The 16,542-nt window shown below is 55.1% G+C and carries 11 protein-coding genes; 7 read left to right on the top strand and 4 right to left on the bottom strand.

Features of this window, described 5'->3' with window-relative positions:
- The first annotated feature begins 15 nt into the window (after positions 1-15).
- The 7 genes from cmoM (at position 16) to K6R05_RS12475 (ending at position 10,669) form a co-directional block, all read left to right on the top strand.
- On the top strand, positions 16-801 hold the full coding sequence (gene cmoM, locus K6R05_RS12505; protein ID WP_161736088.1) for a tRNA uridine 5-oxyacetic acid(34) methyltransferase CmoM: 786 nt from the start codon (positions 16-18) through the stop codon (positions 799-801).
- Complete coding sequence (mukF, locus tag K6R05_RS12500; RefSeq protein ID WP_013357325.1) at positions 798-2,120, top strand: chromosome partition protein MukF; 1,323 nt, start codon at positions 798-800, stop codon at positions 2,118-2,120. Before cmoM ends, mukF begins: the two co-directional genes overlap by 4 nt.
- Positions 2,101-2,823: a chromosome partition protein MukE gene (gene mukE / locus K6R05_RS12495; RefSeq protein ID WP_147788446.1), complete on the top strand. Its 723-nt coding sequence runs from the start codon at positions 2,101-2,103 to the stop codon at positions 2,821-2,823. Before mukF ends, mukE begins: the two co-directional genes overlap by 20 nt.
- Positions 2,820-7,307 (top strand): chromosome partition protein MukB, encoded by a 4,488-nt coding sequence (gene mukB / locus K6R05_RS12490; RefSeq protein ID WP_222924264.1) that lies wholly within the window; start codon positions 2,820-2,822, stop codon positions 7,305-7,307. The genes mukE and mukB overlap by 4 nt, the downstream gene beginning before the upstream one ends.
- 147 nt (positions 7,308-7,454) lie before the next feature.
- Entirely contained in the window at positions 7,455-9,266 is a 1,812-nt protein-coding gene (gene ldtD, locus K6R05_RS12485) for a L,D-transpeptidase (RefSeq protein WP_222924263.1), read from the top strand.
- A gap of 185 nt (positions 9,267-9,451) precedes the next feature.
- Positions 9,452-10,000 carry a peptidoglycan L,D-endopeptidase MepK gene (mepK, locus tag K6R05_RS12480; protein ID WP_010254972.1) on the top strand — a complete coding sequence of 183 codons (549 nt, stop codon included), beginning with the start codon at positions 9,452-9,454 and terminating at the stop codon, positions 9,998-10,000.
- A gap of 39 nt (positions 10,001-10,039) precedes the next feature.
- Entirely contained in the window at positions 10,040-10,669 is a 630-nt protein-coding gene (locus K6R05_RS12475) for an MBL fold metallo-hydrolase (RefSeq protein ID WP_161736085.1), read from the top strand.
- 40 nt (positions 10,670-10,709) lie between these two features.
- Here the strand turns inward: K6R05_RS12475 and K6R05_RS12470 are convergent, their stop codons facing one another.
- The 4 genes from K6R05_RS12470 to pncB all read right to left on the bottom strand — a co-directional run bounded on the left by K6R05_RS12470 (position 10,710) and on the right by pncB (position 16,299).
- Positions 10,710-11,900 carry an amino acid aminotransferase gene (locus tag K6R05_RS12470; protein WP_222924262.1) on the bottom strand — a complete coding sequence of 397 codons (1,191 nt, stop codon included), beginning with the start codon at positions 11,898-11,900 and terminating at the stop codon, positions 10,710-10,712.
- A gap of 232 nt (positions 11,901-12,132) precedes the next feature.
- The gene (gene ompF, locus K6R05_RS12465) at positions 12,133-13,236 is read right to left on the bottom strand and encodes a porin OmpF (RefSeq protein WP_304621843.1); all 1,104 of its coding nucleotides are present in this window, start codon (positions 13,234-13,236) and stop codon (positions 12,133-12,135) included.
- Between the two features lie 300 nt (positions 13,237-13,536).
- Positions 13,537-14,937 (bottom strand): asparagine--tRNA ligase, encoded by a 1,401-nt coding sequence (asnS, locus tag K6R05_RS12460; protein ID WP_222924261.1) that lies wholly within the window; start codon positions 14,935-14,937, stop codon positions 13,537-13,539.
- Positions 14,938-15,093: 156 nt separating this feature from the next.
- Positions 15,094-16,299 (bottom strand): nicotinate phosphoribosyltransferase, encoded by a 1,206-nt coding sequence (pncB, locus tag K6R05_RS12455; protein ID WP_222924260.1) that lies wholly within the window; start codon positions 16,297-16,299, stop codon positions 15,094-15,096.
- Positions 16,300-16,542 lie beyond the last annotated feature (243 nt).

Genomic DNA, 16,542 nt, shown 5'->3' with positions numbered 1-16,542 from the left:
ACCGGAGCGCATGCCATGCAGGATCGTAACTTTGACGATCTCGCGGATAAATTTTCGCAAAATATTTACGGCACCACCAAAGGGAAGATACGCCAGGCCATCCTCCGGGATGAGCTGGAGAAGATAGTGCCCGGCCTGTCACCGCACCCGCTATCGGTGCTGGATGCTGGCGGCGGTGTCGGCCAGGTCTCCAGCGAGCTGGCTGCACAGGGCCATCAGGTTCTGCTGTGCGACCTCTCTGCTGAGATGCTGCGCCGGGCCGCCGAAAATGCGGCGGCACAGGGTGTGAGCCACAACATGCAATTCAGACAAATTAGCGCGCAGCAGGTGGGCGAACATTTGGATAAGCCGGTGGATCTGGTATTGTTCCACGCTGTGCTTGAGTGGGTCGCTGAACCGGAGAAGGTGCTCAAAGCGCTGTTCGATCTGCTGCGTCCGGGGGGCGTCATGTCGCTGATGTTTTACAATCTGCACGGCCTGACATTGCGCACCTTAACGCTGGGTAACTTCGGCTATCTGCGCACCAACCTGACTAAACGCAAAAAGCGAACCCTGTCGCCTGACTATCCGCGCGACCCAGAGCAGGTCTATCGCTGGCTGGAGGCGTGTGGCTTTGTGATTGAGCAGCGTGCCGGGATCCGGGTATTCAGTGACTACATGAAACCGCCGAAAGGCGAGCCAAAAAGCGACGACGAAATTATTGAGATGGAGCGGCGTTACTGCCGTCAGGAACCCTTTTTAAGCTTAGGGCGCTACATCCATGTGACCGCGCGTAAACCGGGGCAGAAGGACGAATTATGAGTGAATTTTCCCAGACGGTACCTGAACTGGTCTCCTGGGCGCGCAAAAATGACTTTTCCCTTGCGCTGCCAGTGGAACGTCTGGCCTTTTTGCTGGCTATCGCCACCCTCAACGGTGAGCGGATGGATGGCGAAATGAGCGAAGGCGATCTGATTGACGCTTTCCGTCATGTCAGTAAAGCTTTTGAACAAACCCATGAAACCGTGTTGGTTCGTGCCAACAACGCCATCAACGACATGGTGCGTCAGCGTCTGCTCAACCGCTTTACCAGTGAACTCACCGAAGGCAACGCTATCTATCGCCTGACGCCGCTGGCGATCGGCATCACCGACTACTACATCCGTCAGCGTGAGTTTTCAACGCTGCGCCTGTCGATGCAGCTGTCAATTGTGGCCAGCGAGCTCAAGCGGGCAGCCGATGCCGCGCAGGAAAACGGTGATGAGTTTCACTGGCATCGCAATGTTTTCGCGCCGCTGAAATATTCGGTGGCGGAGATCTTCGACAGCATCGATATGACCCAGCGTCTGATGGATGAACAGCAGCAGGCGGTGAAAAACGATATCGCTGAACTGCTGAATAAAGACTGGCGCGCGGCGATCTCCAGCTGTGAAATGCTGCTCTCTGAAACCTCCGGGACACTGCGTGAACTGCAGGATACGCTGGAAGCGGCGGGCGACAAACTTCAGGAAAACCTGCTGCGTATTCAGGATGCCACGCTGGACAGCCCAGACCTGGGCTTCGTCGATAAACTGGTGTTTGACCTGCAAAGCAAGCTCGACCGTATTACCAGTTGGGGTCAGCAGGCGATTGACCTGTGGATCGGCTATGACCGGCACGTTCATAAATTTATTCGTACCGCCATCGACATGGATAAAAATCGCGTCTTTGCCCAGCGCCTGCGGGTATCGGTACAGAACTACTTCGACGCGCCCTGGGCGCTGACCTACGCCAATGCCGACCGCCTGTATGACATGCGCGATGAGGCGCTGACGCTGCGGAATGACGAAGTGATGGGCGAACTGCCGCCAGAGATGGAATACGAAGAGATTAATGAAATTCGCGAACAGCTGGCAGCGATGATTGAAGAAGCGCTGCAGGTCTACAAATCGCAACAAAAACCGCTCAACCTCGCGTCAGTGATGCGTGACTACCTGGCCCAGTATCCACGTGCCCGCCATTTCGACCTGGCGCGCATTGTGGTGGACCAGGCGGTACGCCTTGGCGTAGCGGAAGCTGATTTAGCCGGTTTGCCTGTGGAATGGCAAGCCATCAATGATTACGGAGCCAAGGTGCAGGCACATGTCATCGACAAATATTGAACAAGTGATGCCGGTTAAGCTGGCACAGGCACTGGCCAACCCGATTTTTCCCGCGCTGGACAGCCAGTTACGCGCCGGACGCCATATCGGAATTGAAGAGCTGGATAACCACGCTTTTCTGATGGACTACCAGTCATTTCTCGAAGAGTTTTACACCCGCTATAACGTTGAGTTAATTCGTGCGCCGGAAGGCTTTTTCTATCTGCGTCCGCGTTCAACCACGCTGATTCCGCGTTCTGTGCTCTCTGAGCTGGACATGATGGTTGGGAAAATTCTCTGCTACCTCTATCTCAGCCCGGAACGCCTGGCTAATGAGGGAATCTTCACCCAGCAGGAGCTGTATGACGAACTGCTCTCGCTGGCCGACGAGAACCGTCTGCTGAAGCTGGTTAATCAGCGTTCAACCGGTTCGGATCTGGATCGCACCAAGCTGCAGGAGAAAGTGCGCGCCTCTCTGAGCCGCCTGCGCCGTCTTGGGATGGTGTGGTTCTTCGGCAATGACAGCAGCAAATTCCGTATCACGGAATCGGTGTTCCGCTTTGGTGCCGACGTGCGTGGCGGTGATGATGCCCGTGAAGCGCAGCTTCGCCTGATTCGTGATGGCGAAGCCATGCTACTGGAAAATGCGACTGCACCGATCGACACAGATGAAAGTGAAGGGCAGGAAGGCGACAGTGAGAACGCAGAGGAAGAACAGGCATGATTGAGCGCGGAAAGTTTCGTTCGCTTACGCTGATCAACTGGAACGGTTTTTTTGCCCGTACCTTTGATCTTGATGAACTAGTGACCACACTGTCAGGCGGTAACGGTGCGGGTAAGTCCACCACCATGGCGGCATTTGTCACCGCACTGATCCCCGATTTAACACTGCTGCACTTCCGTAACACCACAGAAGCGGGCGCGACGTCGGGATCCCGTGATAAGGGTCTGCACGGTAAATTGCGGGCCGGCGTCTGCTACTCAATGCTGGACGTAGTGAACTCACGCCATCAGCGTGTGGTGGTCGGTGTCCGTCTGCAACAGGTGGCCGGACGCGACAAAAAAGTCGATATCAAGCCGTTCAGTATCCACGGTCTGCCAACCGACACAAATCCGACCGATATGCTGACGGAAGTGCTTAACAGCCGTCAGGCACGCGTCTTACCGCTGAATGAGGTAAAAGAACGGGTTGAGGCACAGGAAGGCGTGCAGTTCCGCGCTTATAACTCGGTGACGGATTATCACGCTATGCTGTTTGATCTGGGCGTGGTGCCGCGTCGTCTGCGCTCTGCCAGCGATCGCAGCAAGTTCTATCGCCTGATTGAAGCCTCGCTCTATGGCGGTATCTCCAGCGCCATCACCCGATCGCTGCGTGATTACCTGCTGCCTGAAAACAGCGGCGTGCGTAAAGCGTTCCAGGATATGGAAGCTGCGCTGCGCGAGAACCGCATGACGCTGGAGGCAATCCGCGTTACCCAGTCCGACCGCGACCTCTTTAAGCATCTCATCTCCGAGGCGACCAGCTACGTGTCGGCTGATTATATGCGTCACGCCAACGAGCGCCGTGGACATCTCGACAGCGCATTACAGCTGCGCAATGAGCTGTTCAGCAGTCGTAAGCAACTCGCCACCGAGCAGTATCGTCACGTGGAGATGGCGCGCGAGCTGTCAGAGCACAGTGGTGCAGAAAACGATCTTGAAGTCGATTATCAGGCCGCCAGCGATCACCTGAACCTGGTGCAGACGGCGATGCGGCAGCAGGAGAAGATTGAGCGCTACGATGCGGATATCGAAGATCTGACGCTGCGGCTGGAAGAGCAGACCGAAGTGGTTGCCGAAGCGCGCGAAATTCAGGAAGAGAATGAAGCGCGTGCTGAAGCGGCTGAGCTGGAAGTGGATGAACTGAAAAGTCAGCTGGCCGATTTCCAGCAGGCACTCGACGTTCAGCAAACGCGCGCCATCCAGTATCAGCAGGCCTTGCAGGCGCTGGAACGCGCCCGCACGCTGTGCCAGCTGCCCGATCTGACTATCGATAACGCGGCAGAATGGCAGGAGAGCTTCCAGGCTAAAGAGGAAGAAGCGACAGAACGCCTGCTGCGCCTGGAGCAGAAGCTGAGCGTGGCCGAAGCCGCGCACAGCCAGTTTGAACAGGCGCTGGCGCTGGTGACCAGCATTGCCGGTGATGTGACCCGTCAGGATGCCTGGCAGACCGGCCGCGAACTGTTGCGTGATGCCAGCAATCAGCGTCATCACGCCGAACAGCTCTCGTCGCTGCGTCTGCGGCTCAATGAGCTGGAACAGCGTCTGCGTGAGCAGCATGAGGCGGAGCGACTGCTGGCCGAATTCTGCAAGCGTCAGGGACAGCATTACGAAGCCGATGCGCTGGCTGGCCTGCAGCAGGAGCTTGAAGCGCAGATCGAACAGCTGAACAGCAGCGTCTCGGACGCCGGTGAGCAGCGCATGATGATGCGTCAGGAGCTGGAACAGCTGCGCGAACGCATCACCAGCCTGACAGCCCGTGCGCCACACTGGCTGGCGGCACAGGAGATCCTGACGCAGCTCAGTGAACAGACCGGTCAGGCGCTGAACAGCAGCCAGGACGTTACCGAATTTATGCAGCAACTGCTGGAGCGTGAGCGTGAAACCACCGTCGAGCGCGACGAAGTGGCGGCACGCAAACGTGATATCGAGCAGCAGATTGAGCGGCTCAGTCAGCCGGGCGGGGCGGAAGATGCGCGCCTGACCCAGCTGGCGGAACGCTTTGGCGGCGTATTACTCTCTGAGATTTATGATGATGTGACCCTGGATGATGCGCCGTACTTCTCGGCGCTCTATGGTCCGTCACGTCATGCAATCGTGGTGCCGGATCTCTCCCGCGTGCGTGAGATGCTGGATGGTCTGGAGGAGTGCCCGGAAGATCTCTACCTGATCGAGGGTGACCCGCAGTCATTCGATGACAGTGTCTTCAGCGTTGATGAGCTGCAGAATGCCGTTGTGGTGAAAGTGGCAGAGCGTCAGTGGCGCTACTCCCGCTTCCCGAAAATCCCGCTGTTTGGCCGCGCAGCGCGCGAAAATCAGCTGGAGCTGCTGCACCTTGAGCGCGACAAACTGGCTGAGCGTTACGCCACGTTGTCGTTCGATGTGCAGAAAACGCAGCGTCTGCATCAGTCATTCAGCCGCTTTATCGGCACGCATCTGGCCGTTGCCTTTGACGCCGACCCGGAAGCGCAGATCCGTCAGCTGGGCGCGCGTCGGGGTGAACTGGAGCGGGCGCTGAATCAGCATGAGAGCAATAATCAGCAGCAGCGTCAGCAGTATGAGCTGGCGAAAGAGGGCGTATCGCAGTTAAACCGACTGCTGCCACGCGTCAACCTGCTGCTGGATGACACGCTGGGCGATCGCTGCGAAGAGATCCGTGAGCAGGTCGATGCGGCTCAGGACGCGGCGCGCTTCCTGCATCAGCATGGCGCGAAGCTGGCGAAACTGGAACCGATCCTCGCCGTATTGCAGAGCGATCCGGAACAGCACGAGCAGTTACAGGCAGATTATCAGCAGGCGCAGCAGCAGCAGCGCAACGCGCGTCAGCAGGCCTTTGCGCTGACAGAGGTGGTGCAGCGTCGCGCCCACTTCAGTTATGACGACTCCGCCAGCATGCTCAACGGCAACAATGACCTTAGCGATAAGCTGCGTCAGCGTCTTGAGCAGGCTGAGGGTGAACGCAGCCGCAGCCGCGATCGCCTGCGTGAACATCAGGCGCAACTGACGCAATATGCGCAGGTGCTGGCTTCGCTGAAAAGCGCTTATGACGCCAAGCGCGACATGCTGAAAGAGTTGCAGCAGGAGATGCAGGACATTGGCGTCCAGGCTGACAGCAGCGCAGAAGAACGCGCGCGCGTTCGCCGCGATGAGCTCTACACGGCACTGAGCCACAATCGCGCCCGCCGCAATCAGCTGGAGAAACAGCTTACCTTCTGTGAAGCGGAGATGGATAATCTGCAGAAGCGCCTGCGTCAGCTGGAGCGTCAGTATCATCAGATGCGTGAGCAGGTGGTCAGTGCAAAAGCGGGCTGGTGTACCGTCCTGCGTCTGGTGAAAGAGAATGGCGTTGAGCGTCGCCTGCATCGTCGTGAACTGGCTTACCTGAGCGGCGATGAGCTGCGCTCGATGTCGGATAAAGCGCTGGGTGCATTGCGTCTGGCGGTGTCGGACAACGAACATCTGCGCGACGTACTGCGGCTGTCGGAAGATCCAAAACGTCCTGAGCGTAAGATTCAGTTCTTTATTGCGGTCTATCAGCATCTGCGCGAGCGTATCCGTCAGGATATTATTCGTACCGACGATCCGGTCGAAGCGATTGAGCAGATGGAAATCGAACTGAACCGTCTGACCGAAGAGCTGACCGCGCGTGAGCAGATGCTGGCGATCAGTTCACGCAGTGCGGCGAACATCATCCGCAAGACGATCCAGCGTGAACAGAACCGCATCCGCCAGCTCAACCAGGGGTTGCAGACTGTCAGCTTTGGTCAGGTCCGCAGCGTGCGGCTTAACGTGAACGTCCGTGAAACCCACGCTATGCTGCTGGATACGCTGTCAGAAGAGCATGAGCAGCATCAGGATCTGTTCAACAGCAACCGCCTGACCTTCTCTGAGGCACTGGCGAAGCTCTATCAGCGACTTAACCCGCATATCGACATGGGTCAGCGGACGCCGCAGACCATCGGTGAGGAGCTGCTCGACTACCGCAACTATCTGGAGATGGAAGTGGAAGTGAACCGGGGTTCCGATGGCTGGCTGCGTGCAGAAAGCGGTGCGCTCTCAACGGGTGAGGCGATCGGTACCGGTATGTCCATTCTGGTGATGGTGGTACAGAGCTGGGAAGAGGAGTCCCGTCGTCTGCGCGGCAAAGATATTTCGCCATGCCGACTGCTGTTCCTTGATGAAGCAGCACGTCTGGATGCACGCTCCATCGCCACACTGTTTGAACTCTGTGAGCGACTGGAGATGCAGTTAGTGATTGCCGCGCCGGAGAATATCAGCCCGGAGAAAGGCACGACCTACAAACTGGTACGTAAGGTGTTTAATAACACCGAGCATGTGCATGTGGTCGGTCTGCGGGGTTTTGCTGCCGATCCTTCGCCGGTGCGTGCGGGAAGTGACGCAGATGCGCTGCCCGATTTAACCGCTGAAAATTCGCAGGCGGAAACGTAGTCAAAAACTGAACCATTCGTTAATCTGGTTACGGCATTTGTCGCATGAGGCAAATGCCGTTTTTGTTTGTATACTCACATGATGAGTCACGGCGCGGTCGCAGTGGATACAGGGAACACTGCGAAGTTGAAAAACAAGGGGGCAGGGATGTTGCTGGTAAAAAAATTAAATCATCATCGCGTTCTATCATTGTTAGCGCTGGCGCTAACCGTTGTTCCATTTACGCTACCGCAGGCCGCTGTCATCGCCGCTTTGCCCGGGACAACGCAGGCGGCTATCTCCGTTTCCGAAAGTCAGCAACGCATCCGGCAGGCGTTTTCCAGCGCCGATCAGCCGTTTTATCTGGCACCGCTGGCGACGCTCTATGCATCCCGCCATATGCAGCCGCTCTGGCAGGATGCTCAGGCGGTGCAAAAATTTCAGCAGCAGCTGGCTGAAGTGGCGCTTTCAGGTGTTCAGCCACAGTTCACGCGCTGGATTGAGCGTCTGACGAATCCGGCTATTACCGGCTTTGCCCGCGATGTCGCGCTCTCCGATGCAATGCTGGGTTATCTGCAGTTTGTTTCAAATGTGCCGACACAGGGTGAAACGTGGCTCTACAGCAACGTTCCTTACAGGCTGACACAGCCGTCGATCGCGGTCGTGAATCAGTGGCAGAACGCGGTCAATGCGGGTTCTGATAACACGTTTATTGCCTCATTACAGCCGCAGCACCCACAGTATCAGCCTATGCACGCCGCGCTGAAAACGTTGCTCAGCGATAAGCAGCCCTGGCCACAACTGAAAAGCAGTGAAACCCTGCGTCCCGGCCAGGTCAGTGATGACGTTCCAGCCCTGCGTGAAATTTTGCAGCGCAGCGGCATGTTAACGGCACAGGTTAACGCGCCCGCACCGGATGACGATGCGGTGCCTGTCGCGCCGTCGCCGGTGACGCACAGCGACCAGCCTGTCGCGGTGAGTCCTTCCGCTACGCCAGTCACTAATCTGCTTACGCCATCACCGCAGTCACCGGGTAATGTCCAGGGTCAGACGCTGGAAGGGAATACCGCCAATGTCTATGACGAGACGCTGGTGGCCGGTGTGAAGCGTTTCCAGCATTGGCAGGGACTGGATGGCGATGGCGCTATCGGTGCCAGAACACGGCAGTGGCTTAACGTCTCTCCGCAGATGCGTGCTTCTCTGCTGGCGCTGAATATTCAGCGCCTGCGTCTGCTGCCGGACGATATGCACAACGGCATTATGGTGAACATCGCCAACTATTCGCTGATCTATTACAACAACGGCAACAAAATTCTTTCATCGCGCGTTATCGTCGGTCGTCCCGATCGTAAAACGCCACTTATGCGCAGTGCGCTGAATAATGTCGTGCTTAACCCGCCGTGGAATGTGCCGACAACCCTGGTGCGTAAAGACATCATTCCAAAGGTGAAGCAGGATCCAACCTATCTTTATAAGCATGGGTATACCCTGCTGTCAGGCTGGAGCGCAGATGCTGAAGTAATTGATCCCAGCATGATCGACTGGCGCATGGTCACCGCCTCATCGTTCCCTTACCGATTGATTCAGGCCCCGGGCGTGGCGAATGCGCTGGGCCGGTATAAATTTAATATGCCGAGTTCAGATGCGATCTACCTGCATGACACGCCAAACCATAACCTGTTCCAGCGTGATATCCGTGCGCTCAGTTCAGGTTGTGTGCGGGTGAACAAAGCTTCTGAGCTGGCAGGCTTATTGCTGCAGGATGCGGGCTGGAACGACTCCCGAATTTCCAGTACGTTGAAAGAGGGTGACACCCGCTATGTGCCGATTCGCCACCGCATTCCGGTCAATCTCTATTATCTGACGGCGTGGGTCGCTGATGATGGCAAACCGCAGTTCCGCACAGATATTTACAATTATGATGACACCGCCCGTTCGGGCAGTCAGGCTCTGAGTCGGGCCGAGCAATTACTGCTCTAGTAATTGATTTTAAATCGTTCCCCGCAAATCCTTATTAAAGAAAAATCTTATCAAATGGCGATCCCTCAGGGGATCGCCTCGCAAACTCATGGCAGATGGGTTGACGCTTCTCTGAGAGAAAGTTATGGTTCGGCCTGTGCGCTTTTTGCACATTTCTATGGCTCCACTCTCAGGTAAACCGTTACATGTCTACTATTGATTCTTTTCGTCGCAAACTACTGCTGTGCGGTAGTGCCGCCGCCGGACTGGCATTATTGCCAGCTTCTGCAAGGGCCTCGCTTTCAACGTCTCGCCCGCGTGTATTGATGCTTAATAATCTTCACACCGGTGAAACCCTTAAAACTGAGTTTTTTAATGGTAAGAGTTACGACAAGGATGAGCTGTCACGATTAAATCATTTTTTCCGTGACTATCGCGCCAACAAAGTGAAAAGCATCGATCCACATCTGTTTGACCAGATTTTTCGCCTGCAGGCGCTGCTGGGTATGCGTAAACCGATACAGCTGGTTTCTGGCTATCGTTCACTGGCAACCAACAACATGTTACGTGAGAGCGGTCCGGGAGTCGCGAAACACAGCTATCACACCAAAGGCCAGGCGATGGATTTTCATATTGAAGGCGTTTCGCTGGCGAATGTACGCAAAGCGGCGTTATCTCTGCGTGCGGGTGGTGTAGGATATTATCCCCGCAGTAACTTTGTACATATTGATACCGGTCCGATCAGGCACTGGTAGTGACACCGGCAACGCTGCGTGAGCCGGTCATGGAGCGTTATGAATTACCACATTATTCCTGTTACCGCTTTTGCCCAGAACTGCTCAGTTATCTGGTGCGACACGACTCGCGAAGCCGCACTGGTCGACCCAGGCGGCGATGCCGGACTGATCAAACAAACGCTGGAACAGCTTAAACTTAAACCCGCTCAGATTCTGCTGACACATGGACACCTTGATCATGTCGGGGCCGCTGTTGAACTGGCAGCATTTTATCAGATTCCGATTGTTGGACCGCAAAAGCGCGATGCCTTCTGGCTTGAAGCGCTGCCAACTCAGAGCCGGATGTTCGGACTTGACGAGTGCGCGCCGTTTACCCCCGATCGCTGGCTGGAAGAGGGAGAGAGCGTGCAGGTCGGGCTGATCACGCTGGACGTTCTGCACTGCCCGGGACATTCACCTGGCCATGTCGTGTTCTTTGACCGGCCAGGTCAATTACTGATTTCAGGCGACGTGATTTTTAATGGTGGTGTTGGGCGTACTGACTTCCCACAGGGCGATCATCAGCAGCTCATCGAGGCTATCCGCACAAAATTACTGCCGCTGGGCGATGATGTGACTTTTCTTCCCGGTCACGGCCCGATTTCTACGCTGGGGCATGAACGCATCAGCAATCCTTTCCTGCAATAAAAAATGGGCCAGCAGGCCCATTTTTGTTTCGTCGACAGCGTTACAGCACCGCGACAATCGCTTCGCACAGCGCCGACATATTGTCTGGCGTCATGCCCGCCACATTCACCCGCCCTGAGTTCACCGCGTAGACGCCAAACTCTTCACGCAGGCGAATCACCTGGTCTTTGGTCAGGCCACTGAAGGAGAACATACCGTTCTGCTTAATAATAAAGCTGAAGTCGCGCTGTGCGCCTTTTTCCGCCAGAGTATTTACGAAGAGCTGACGCATGCGCTGAATGCGCTGACGCATGTCCGACAGCTCCTGCTCCCAGATGGTACGCAGGGTATCATTGCCCAGAATGGTGGCGACGATGGCGGCACCATGTGCAGGCGGATTGGAGTAGTTCGCGCGAATGGTGTACTTCACCTGACTGAACGCGGTATCTGCCACGCTCGCATCGGCGGCAACCAGCGTGATGGCACCAACACGTTCGTTATACAGACCGAAGTTCTTGGAGTAAGAGCTGGCGACGATCAGTTCCTGATGCGAGGCGGCAAATATGCGCAGGCCTTCTGCATCTTCATCCAGACCACGGGCAAAGCCCTGGTAAGCGAAGTCGAACAACGGCAGCCAGCCATTGGCCTGTGACAGCTGCGCCAGCTGTTGCCACTGCCCGGCGGTCGGGTCGATACCGGTCGGGTTATGGCAGCAGCCGTGGAACAGCACCACGTCGCCTGGCTGAACCTGTTTCAGTGACGCCAGCATGCCATCGAAATCCAGCGTATGGTTTGCCGGGTCGTAATAGTGGTATTCACAGACCTCAAGACCGGCAGCCTTAAACACGTTGTTGTGATTTGGCCAGCTTGGATTGCTTATCCAGACCCGCTTCACCGATGTTTGCGTGGCGAGGAAATCGGCTGCAACGCGTAGCGCACCTGTACCACCCGGTGTCTGAGCCGTGCGGGCGCGGCCAGCGGTGATTAGCGGACTCTGGTTGCCGAACAGCAGGGCCTGCGTGCAGCGGGCAAAATCCGTCAGCCCATCAATGCTGAGATAGTTTTTGGTGGTTTCATTTTCCAGCAGGTATTGCTCAGCTTTTTTAACACTGGTCAGTACCGGGGTCTTGCCGGTTTCGTCTTTATAAACGCCGATACCCAGATTGATTTTTTCAGGGCGGTCATCAGCACGAAACAGATCGGCCAGTCCAAGAATAGGATCGGCGGGTGCAGCAGAGATCGATTCAAACATGTGTCAGGTCCATTAGCGTGAACTTTAGCAAGAGGGCTCTCAGGTTAGCGTCCGGCCAGACAAATGCCAACCGTTTGCGAGACAAATTCATACATTTTGCAGTGTGGATTGCGCGACGGAGAAAGGTAGTGATTAAAGCGAGGTAACGGCTCGGGGAAAAACGCACCTGTTGGGAATAGCAGCCATAAAAAACGGGGCCGTAGCCCCGTTTTTCAACATGTTTAAAGCGGAATTAGAACTGGTAAACCAGGCCAACACCAACCACGTCGTCTGTGTTCAGACCCAGACGGTTGTTGTCATCCAGCTGGTTGATCTGATAGTCCACATAGGTAGACATGTTTTTGTTGAAGTAGTAAGTCGCGCCAACGTCGATGTATTTAACCAGGTCAGCATCGCCCACGCCTTCAATGTCCTTGCCTTTAGACTGCACGTAAGCAACGGAAGGACGCAGGCCGAAGTCGAACTGGTACTGTGCAACCAATTCAATGTTCTGAGCCTTGTTAGCGAATGCAGTGGTGGTGGTGCCAGGAGCAATTGTTAAGTCAAATGGCGTTGAGTTACGGGTTTCACCGTAGTAAGCAGCCAGGTAAACATTGTTCGCATCATATTTCAGACCAGTTGCCCAGTTTTCAGCGCGTTTGCCCTGACCAACAACTGTACCGTTAGCAGCAACACCGGCTGCCTGTGCATCAGTACGATCGCTGCTGCTATAAGCACCAACAACACCTACGCCGATTGGTGAAACGTAAGAGGTTGAGAGACCCCAGCCGTCGCCGTTAGCACGACGAATGTCACTACGCTCGTTTTTGCCCTGATACTGAACTGCGAAGTCCCAGCCATCTACCAGACCAAAGAAGTTGGTGTTGCGGTAGGTCAGCAGGCCGGTGCTACGACCGTTCATGAAGTTATCTGAGTATCCTGAGTCGCCACCGAACTCTGGCAGCATATCGGTCCAGCCGATTGCATCGTAAACCACACCGTAGTTACGGCCGTAGTCGATTGAGCCAGCATCACCGAATTTCAGACCCGCAAAGCCCAGACGGGTTTTGTTGTTATTCTGTGCGTCGGAACCTTCAGAGTTGTTAGCCTGAATGTTGTATTCCCACTGGCCGTAACCGGTCAGTTGGTCATTAATCTGAGTTTCACCTTTGAAGCCGAAACGAACGTATGACTTGTCGCCATCGCTGCCATCGTTATCAGAGAAGTAGTGCAGGCCGACTGCTTTACCGTACAGGTCCAGTTTGTTGCCGTCTTTGTTATAGATTTCTGCAGCGTTTGCTGCGCCGGCGGCTAACAGAGCAGGGATAACCACTGCAAGAATATTGCGCTTCATCATTATTCATTACCCTCATTGGAGTTATTTGTACACCTGCCACTGCCGTCAGGAAATCTTTACAGAACCCTGAGCGAAGTTTGGTGTCTTCCTGTGTCTGCACGCATCTTTCCATCCCACCCGCCGTAATTCTAGCGCTTAAATGCTACTAAACTCGTAATCTTGTTTCAGTAAGAAAATATGTATTACAAAATGTAAAAAATACGGAACTTTGTGAGAGAACTCAAAATTTACAAAAATAAAAAAAGGCCGGCAGTGCCGACCTCTTTATATATATGAATTTGTTATATTTAATGCTGAATTTTAGAAACTTGCATTGCGTGGCGTGCGCGGGAAGGGGATAACGTCCCTGACATTTTGCACGCCAGTCACATAGGCGATTAAACGTTCAAAGCCTAATCCGAAACCTGAATGTGGCACAGTACCGTAGCGACGCAGGTCACGATACCACCAGTAATCTTCTTTATTCAGACCCATCTCTTCCAGACGCGCATCCAGGACATCCAGACGCTCTTCACGCTGTGAACCGCCGATGATCTCACCAATGCCTGGCGCCAGAACATCCATCGCCGCCACGGTTTTGCCATCCTCGTTCAGGCGCATATAGAACGCTTTAATGTCTTTCGGATAGTTTTTCACCACCACCGGCGCTTTAAAGTGTTTCTCGGCCAGGTAACGCTCATGCTCAGAGGAGAGGTCAATACCCCAGGAAACCGGGTTTTCGAAGGTCTGACCGCAGTTCATCAGGATCTCAACCGCGTCGGTGTAGTCGACCTGGGCAAAATCGGTGGTAATGAAACGCTGAAGACGCTCAACGGCATCTTTATCCACGCGCTCAGCGAAGAACGCCATGTCATCGGCACGCTCTTCCAGCACCGCGTTGAAGACATACTTCAGCATTGCTTCGGCCAGTGCAGCCGCATCATCCAGTGAGGCAAAGGCGATTTCCGGCTCCAGCATCCAGAATTCCGCCAGATGGCGGCTGGTGTTGGAATTCTCTGCGCGGAACGTCGGGCCGAAGGTGTAGATCTTCGACAGGGCGCTGGCATAGGTTTCGCCGTTCAGCTGACCGGAAACAGTCAGGAAGGCTTCTTTGCCAAAGAAATCTTCGCTGAAGTCGACTTTGCCCTGATCATTACGCGGCAGGTTTTCCATATCCAGCGTCGAGACACGGAACATTTCGCCAGCACCTTCGGTATCGGATGCAGTGATCAGCGGAGTGGAAACCCAGAAATAGCCATTTTCATGGAAGAAGCGATGCAGCGCCTGCGCCAGAGTATGGCGAACGCGGGCGACCGCGCCAATCAGGTTAGTGCGTGGACGCAGGTGTGCCACTTCGCGCAGATACTCGATGCTGTGACGCTTCGCCGCCATCGGGTAGCTGTCCGGATCTTCTACCCAGCCGACGACTTCCAGGCTGGTCGCCTGAATTTCAAACGCCTGGCCCTGACCCGGCGACGCCACCACTTTACCGGTCACGATGACGGAACAGCCCGTGGTCAGACGCAGCACTTCATCCTGATAATTATTCAGAGAATTATTGACGACAGCCTGAACGGGATTAAAGCAGGAGCCGTCATAGACAGCGATGAAGGAAAGACCGGCTTTGGAATCTCTTCGGGTACGCACCCAACCACGTACGGTGACTTCACTGTCAACCGCGACGCGACCGTGCAGTACGTCCGCTACAGGCACTACGCTCATAAATATCTCTCTATATAGAAGAAGTGAGTTAAAAGTTGCCCCATCCGGGGTTTTGCTATGTTACTTGTGAGTCTTCAGGAAACAAGCAAAATTCAGGGGGAAAGCGGATTTATTACAGCAGAGGCGGGGCGCATCAACGCCCCGATAAGAAGAGGTTTAACTCGCTTTTTTCACCAGCGGCAGATCAAAGGCTTTTCGCAGCGCTTTGACAAAAGCCTTATCCTGGCAGATGGTTTTGCCCGGGCTGTCTGAAAGTTTCGCTACTGGCTTGCCGTTGCACTGCACCAGCTTGATAACGATGTTCAGTGGCGTTACGCCCGGAATATCGCAGGTCAGGCGGGTACCGATGCCGAACACGACATTCGTCCGCTGACCAAAGTGGCGATAAAGCGCCAGCGCTTTGTCGAGATTTAAGTTGTCAGAAAAGACCAGATGTTTACTTTGCGGATCGATACCCAGCTTCTGATAATGAGCCAGTGCTTTCTCGCCCCATTCAACCGGATCGCCGGAGTCGTGACGCAGCCCCTGGTAGCGGCGGGCAAACATCGGACCGAAATCGCGCAGGAACGCATCCATCGCGATGCAATCGGTCAGCGCGATACCCAGCTGATCGTCATACTCGTCCAGCCAGGCCTGCAGCGCAGCACGCTGACTGTTGGCGAGAACCGGGCTGATTTGCTGGAAGGCCTGGAACCACTCATGCGCCTGAGTACCGACCGGCGTCAGAGACAGACGGCGCGCCAGATCATAATTACTGGTGCCAATCAGCCACGGAAAATCCTGTTTCAGTGTGGAGACAATCGCCTGCTGCACATCCTGCGAATAGCGGCGACGGGTGCCGAAATCCATCAGGCGGAAGCGCGACATATCCAGATCCGCTACCTGCGTCTTAAAGTCGCCGAGTTTCTGATGCAAATGGTCGATCGCCTGCTGAGTGGTGACCTGCGGCGTGCGATGTCGATGCACAATCTCACTGATCAGCGCCAGTAGCGGCACCTCCCACATGATCACCTCCCGCCACGGCCCCTGGATACGAAGTTCCAGTTTGCCATGGTGATTGCGCACCTCAACCTGCTCCGGGTTATAGCGGAACTGGCGCAACCAGCTGAGATAATCCTGCCGGAAGAAGGGAAGGCGGGATAACCAGGTCGCTTCATCATCAGTCAGCGCCAGGTGTTGCATGGCAGTAATCGCGTCACGAATTTCGTCAGCGTAGAGACCCAGTAGTTCGTCGCCGCGGCAGCGAAACTCCGCCGCCACCGTTACGTCATGATAGCGGTGGAAAACGGCCTGCTGCATATGGAGTTTATAGGCGTCCGTATCCAGCAGGGAGGTCAGTATCGGGGAAGCATGTCCTGTCATGGCGCGTTTCAGCATCCTGTTCGGTGGCGCAGTGCCCGGTGTTGTACACAGTCATAAAGACGCAAAAGTATAATTCACTATCTGAAGCCGATCACAGCATATTTCAGTCGGGCGGGTCGAGGCCAATCTGTGCCTTTGTTAACAAAGTGTAGCCATTTCACCCTTTAGGTGCATTGTGCGTGGCAAGCTTGTAGTAACAAGCTTAGACTTTGCCGGTAAACTTATAACAATGCGAGACGCAAT

Origin of the sequence: Pantoea alfalfae (genome assembly GCF_019880205.1) — a bacterium.
Classification (GTDB): Bacteria; Pseudomonadota; Gammaproteobacteria; order Enterobacterales; family Enterobacteriaceae; genus Pantoea; species Pantoea alfalfae.
This window is presented reverse-complemented; position numbering and strand designations above follow the sequence as displayed.

Excerpts from the sequence above, each read along its gene's own strand:
- mukB (WP_222924264.1), top strand. The coding sequence starts at position 2,820 with ATGATTGAGCGCGGAAAGTTTCGTTCGCTTACGCTGATCAACTGGAAC.
- cmoM (WP_161736088.1), top strand. The coding sequence starts at position 16 with ATGCAGGATCGTAACTTTGACGATCTCGCGGATAAATTTTCGCAAAAT.
- pncB (WP_222924260.1), bottom strand. The coding sequence starts at position 16,299 with ATGACAGGACATGCTTCCCCGATACTGACCTCCCTGCTGGATACGGAC.
- mepK (WP_010254972.1), top strand. The coding sequence starts at position 9,452 with ATGTCTACTATTGATTCTTTTCGTCGCAAACTACTGCTGTGCGGTAGT.
- K6R05_RS12470 (WP_222924262.1), bottom strand. The coding sequence starts at position 11,900 with ATGTTTGAATCGATCTCTGCTGCACCCGCCGATCCTATTCTTGGACTG.
- ompF (WP_304621843.1), bottom strand. The coding sequence starts at position 13,236 with ATGATGAAGCGCAATATTCTTGCAGTGGTTATCCCTGCTCTGTTAGCC.
- mukF (WP_013357325.1), top strand. The coding sequence starts at position 798 with ATGAGTGAATTTTCCCAGACGGTACCTGAACTGGTCTCCTGGGCGCGC.
- ldtD (WP_222924263.1), top strand. The coding sequence starts at position 7,455 with ATGTTGCTGGTAAAAAAATTAAATCATCATCGCGTTCTATCATTGTTA.
- K6R05_RS12475 (WP_161736085.1), top strand. The coding sequence starts at position 10,040 with ATGAATTACCACATTATTCCTGTTACCGCTTTTGCCCAGAACTGCTCA.
- asnS (WP_222924261.1), bottom strand. The coding sequence starts at position 14,937 with ATGAGCGTAGTGCCTGTAGCGGACGTACTGCACGGTCGCGTCGCGGTT.
- mukE (WP_147788446.1), top strand. The coding sequence starts at position 2,101 with ATGTCATCGACAAATATTGAACAAGTGATGCCGGTTAAGCTGGCACAG.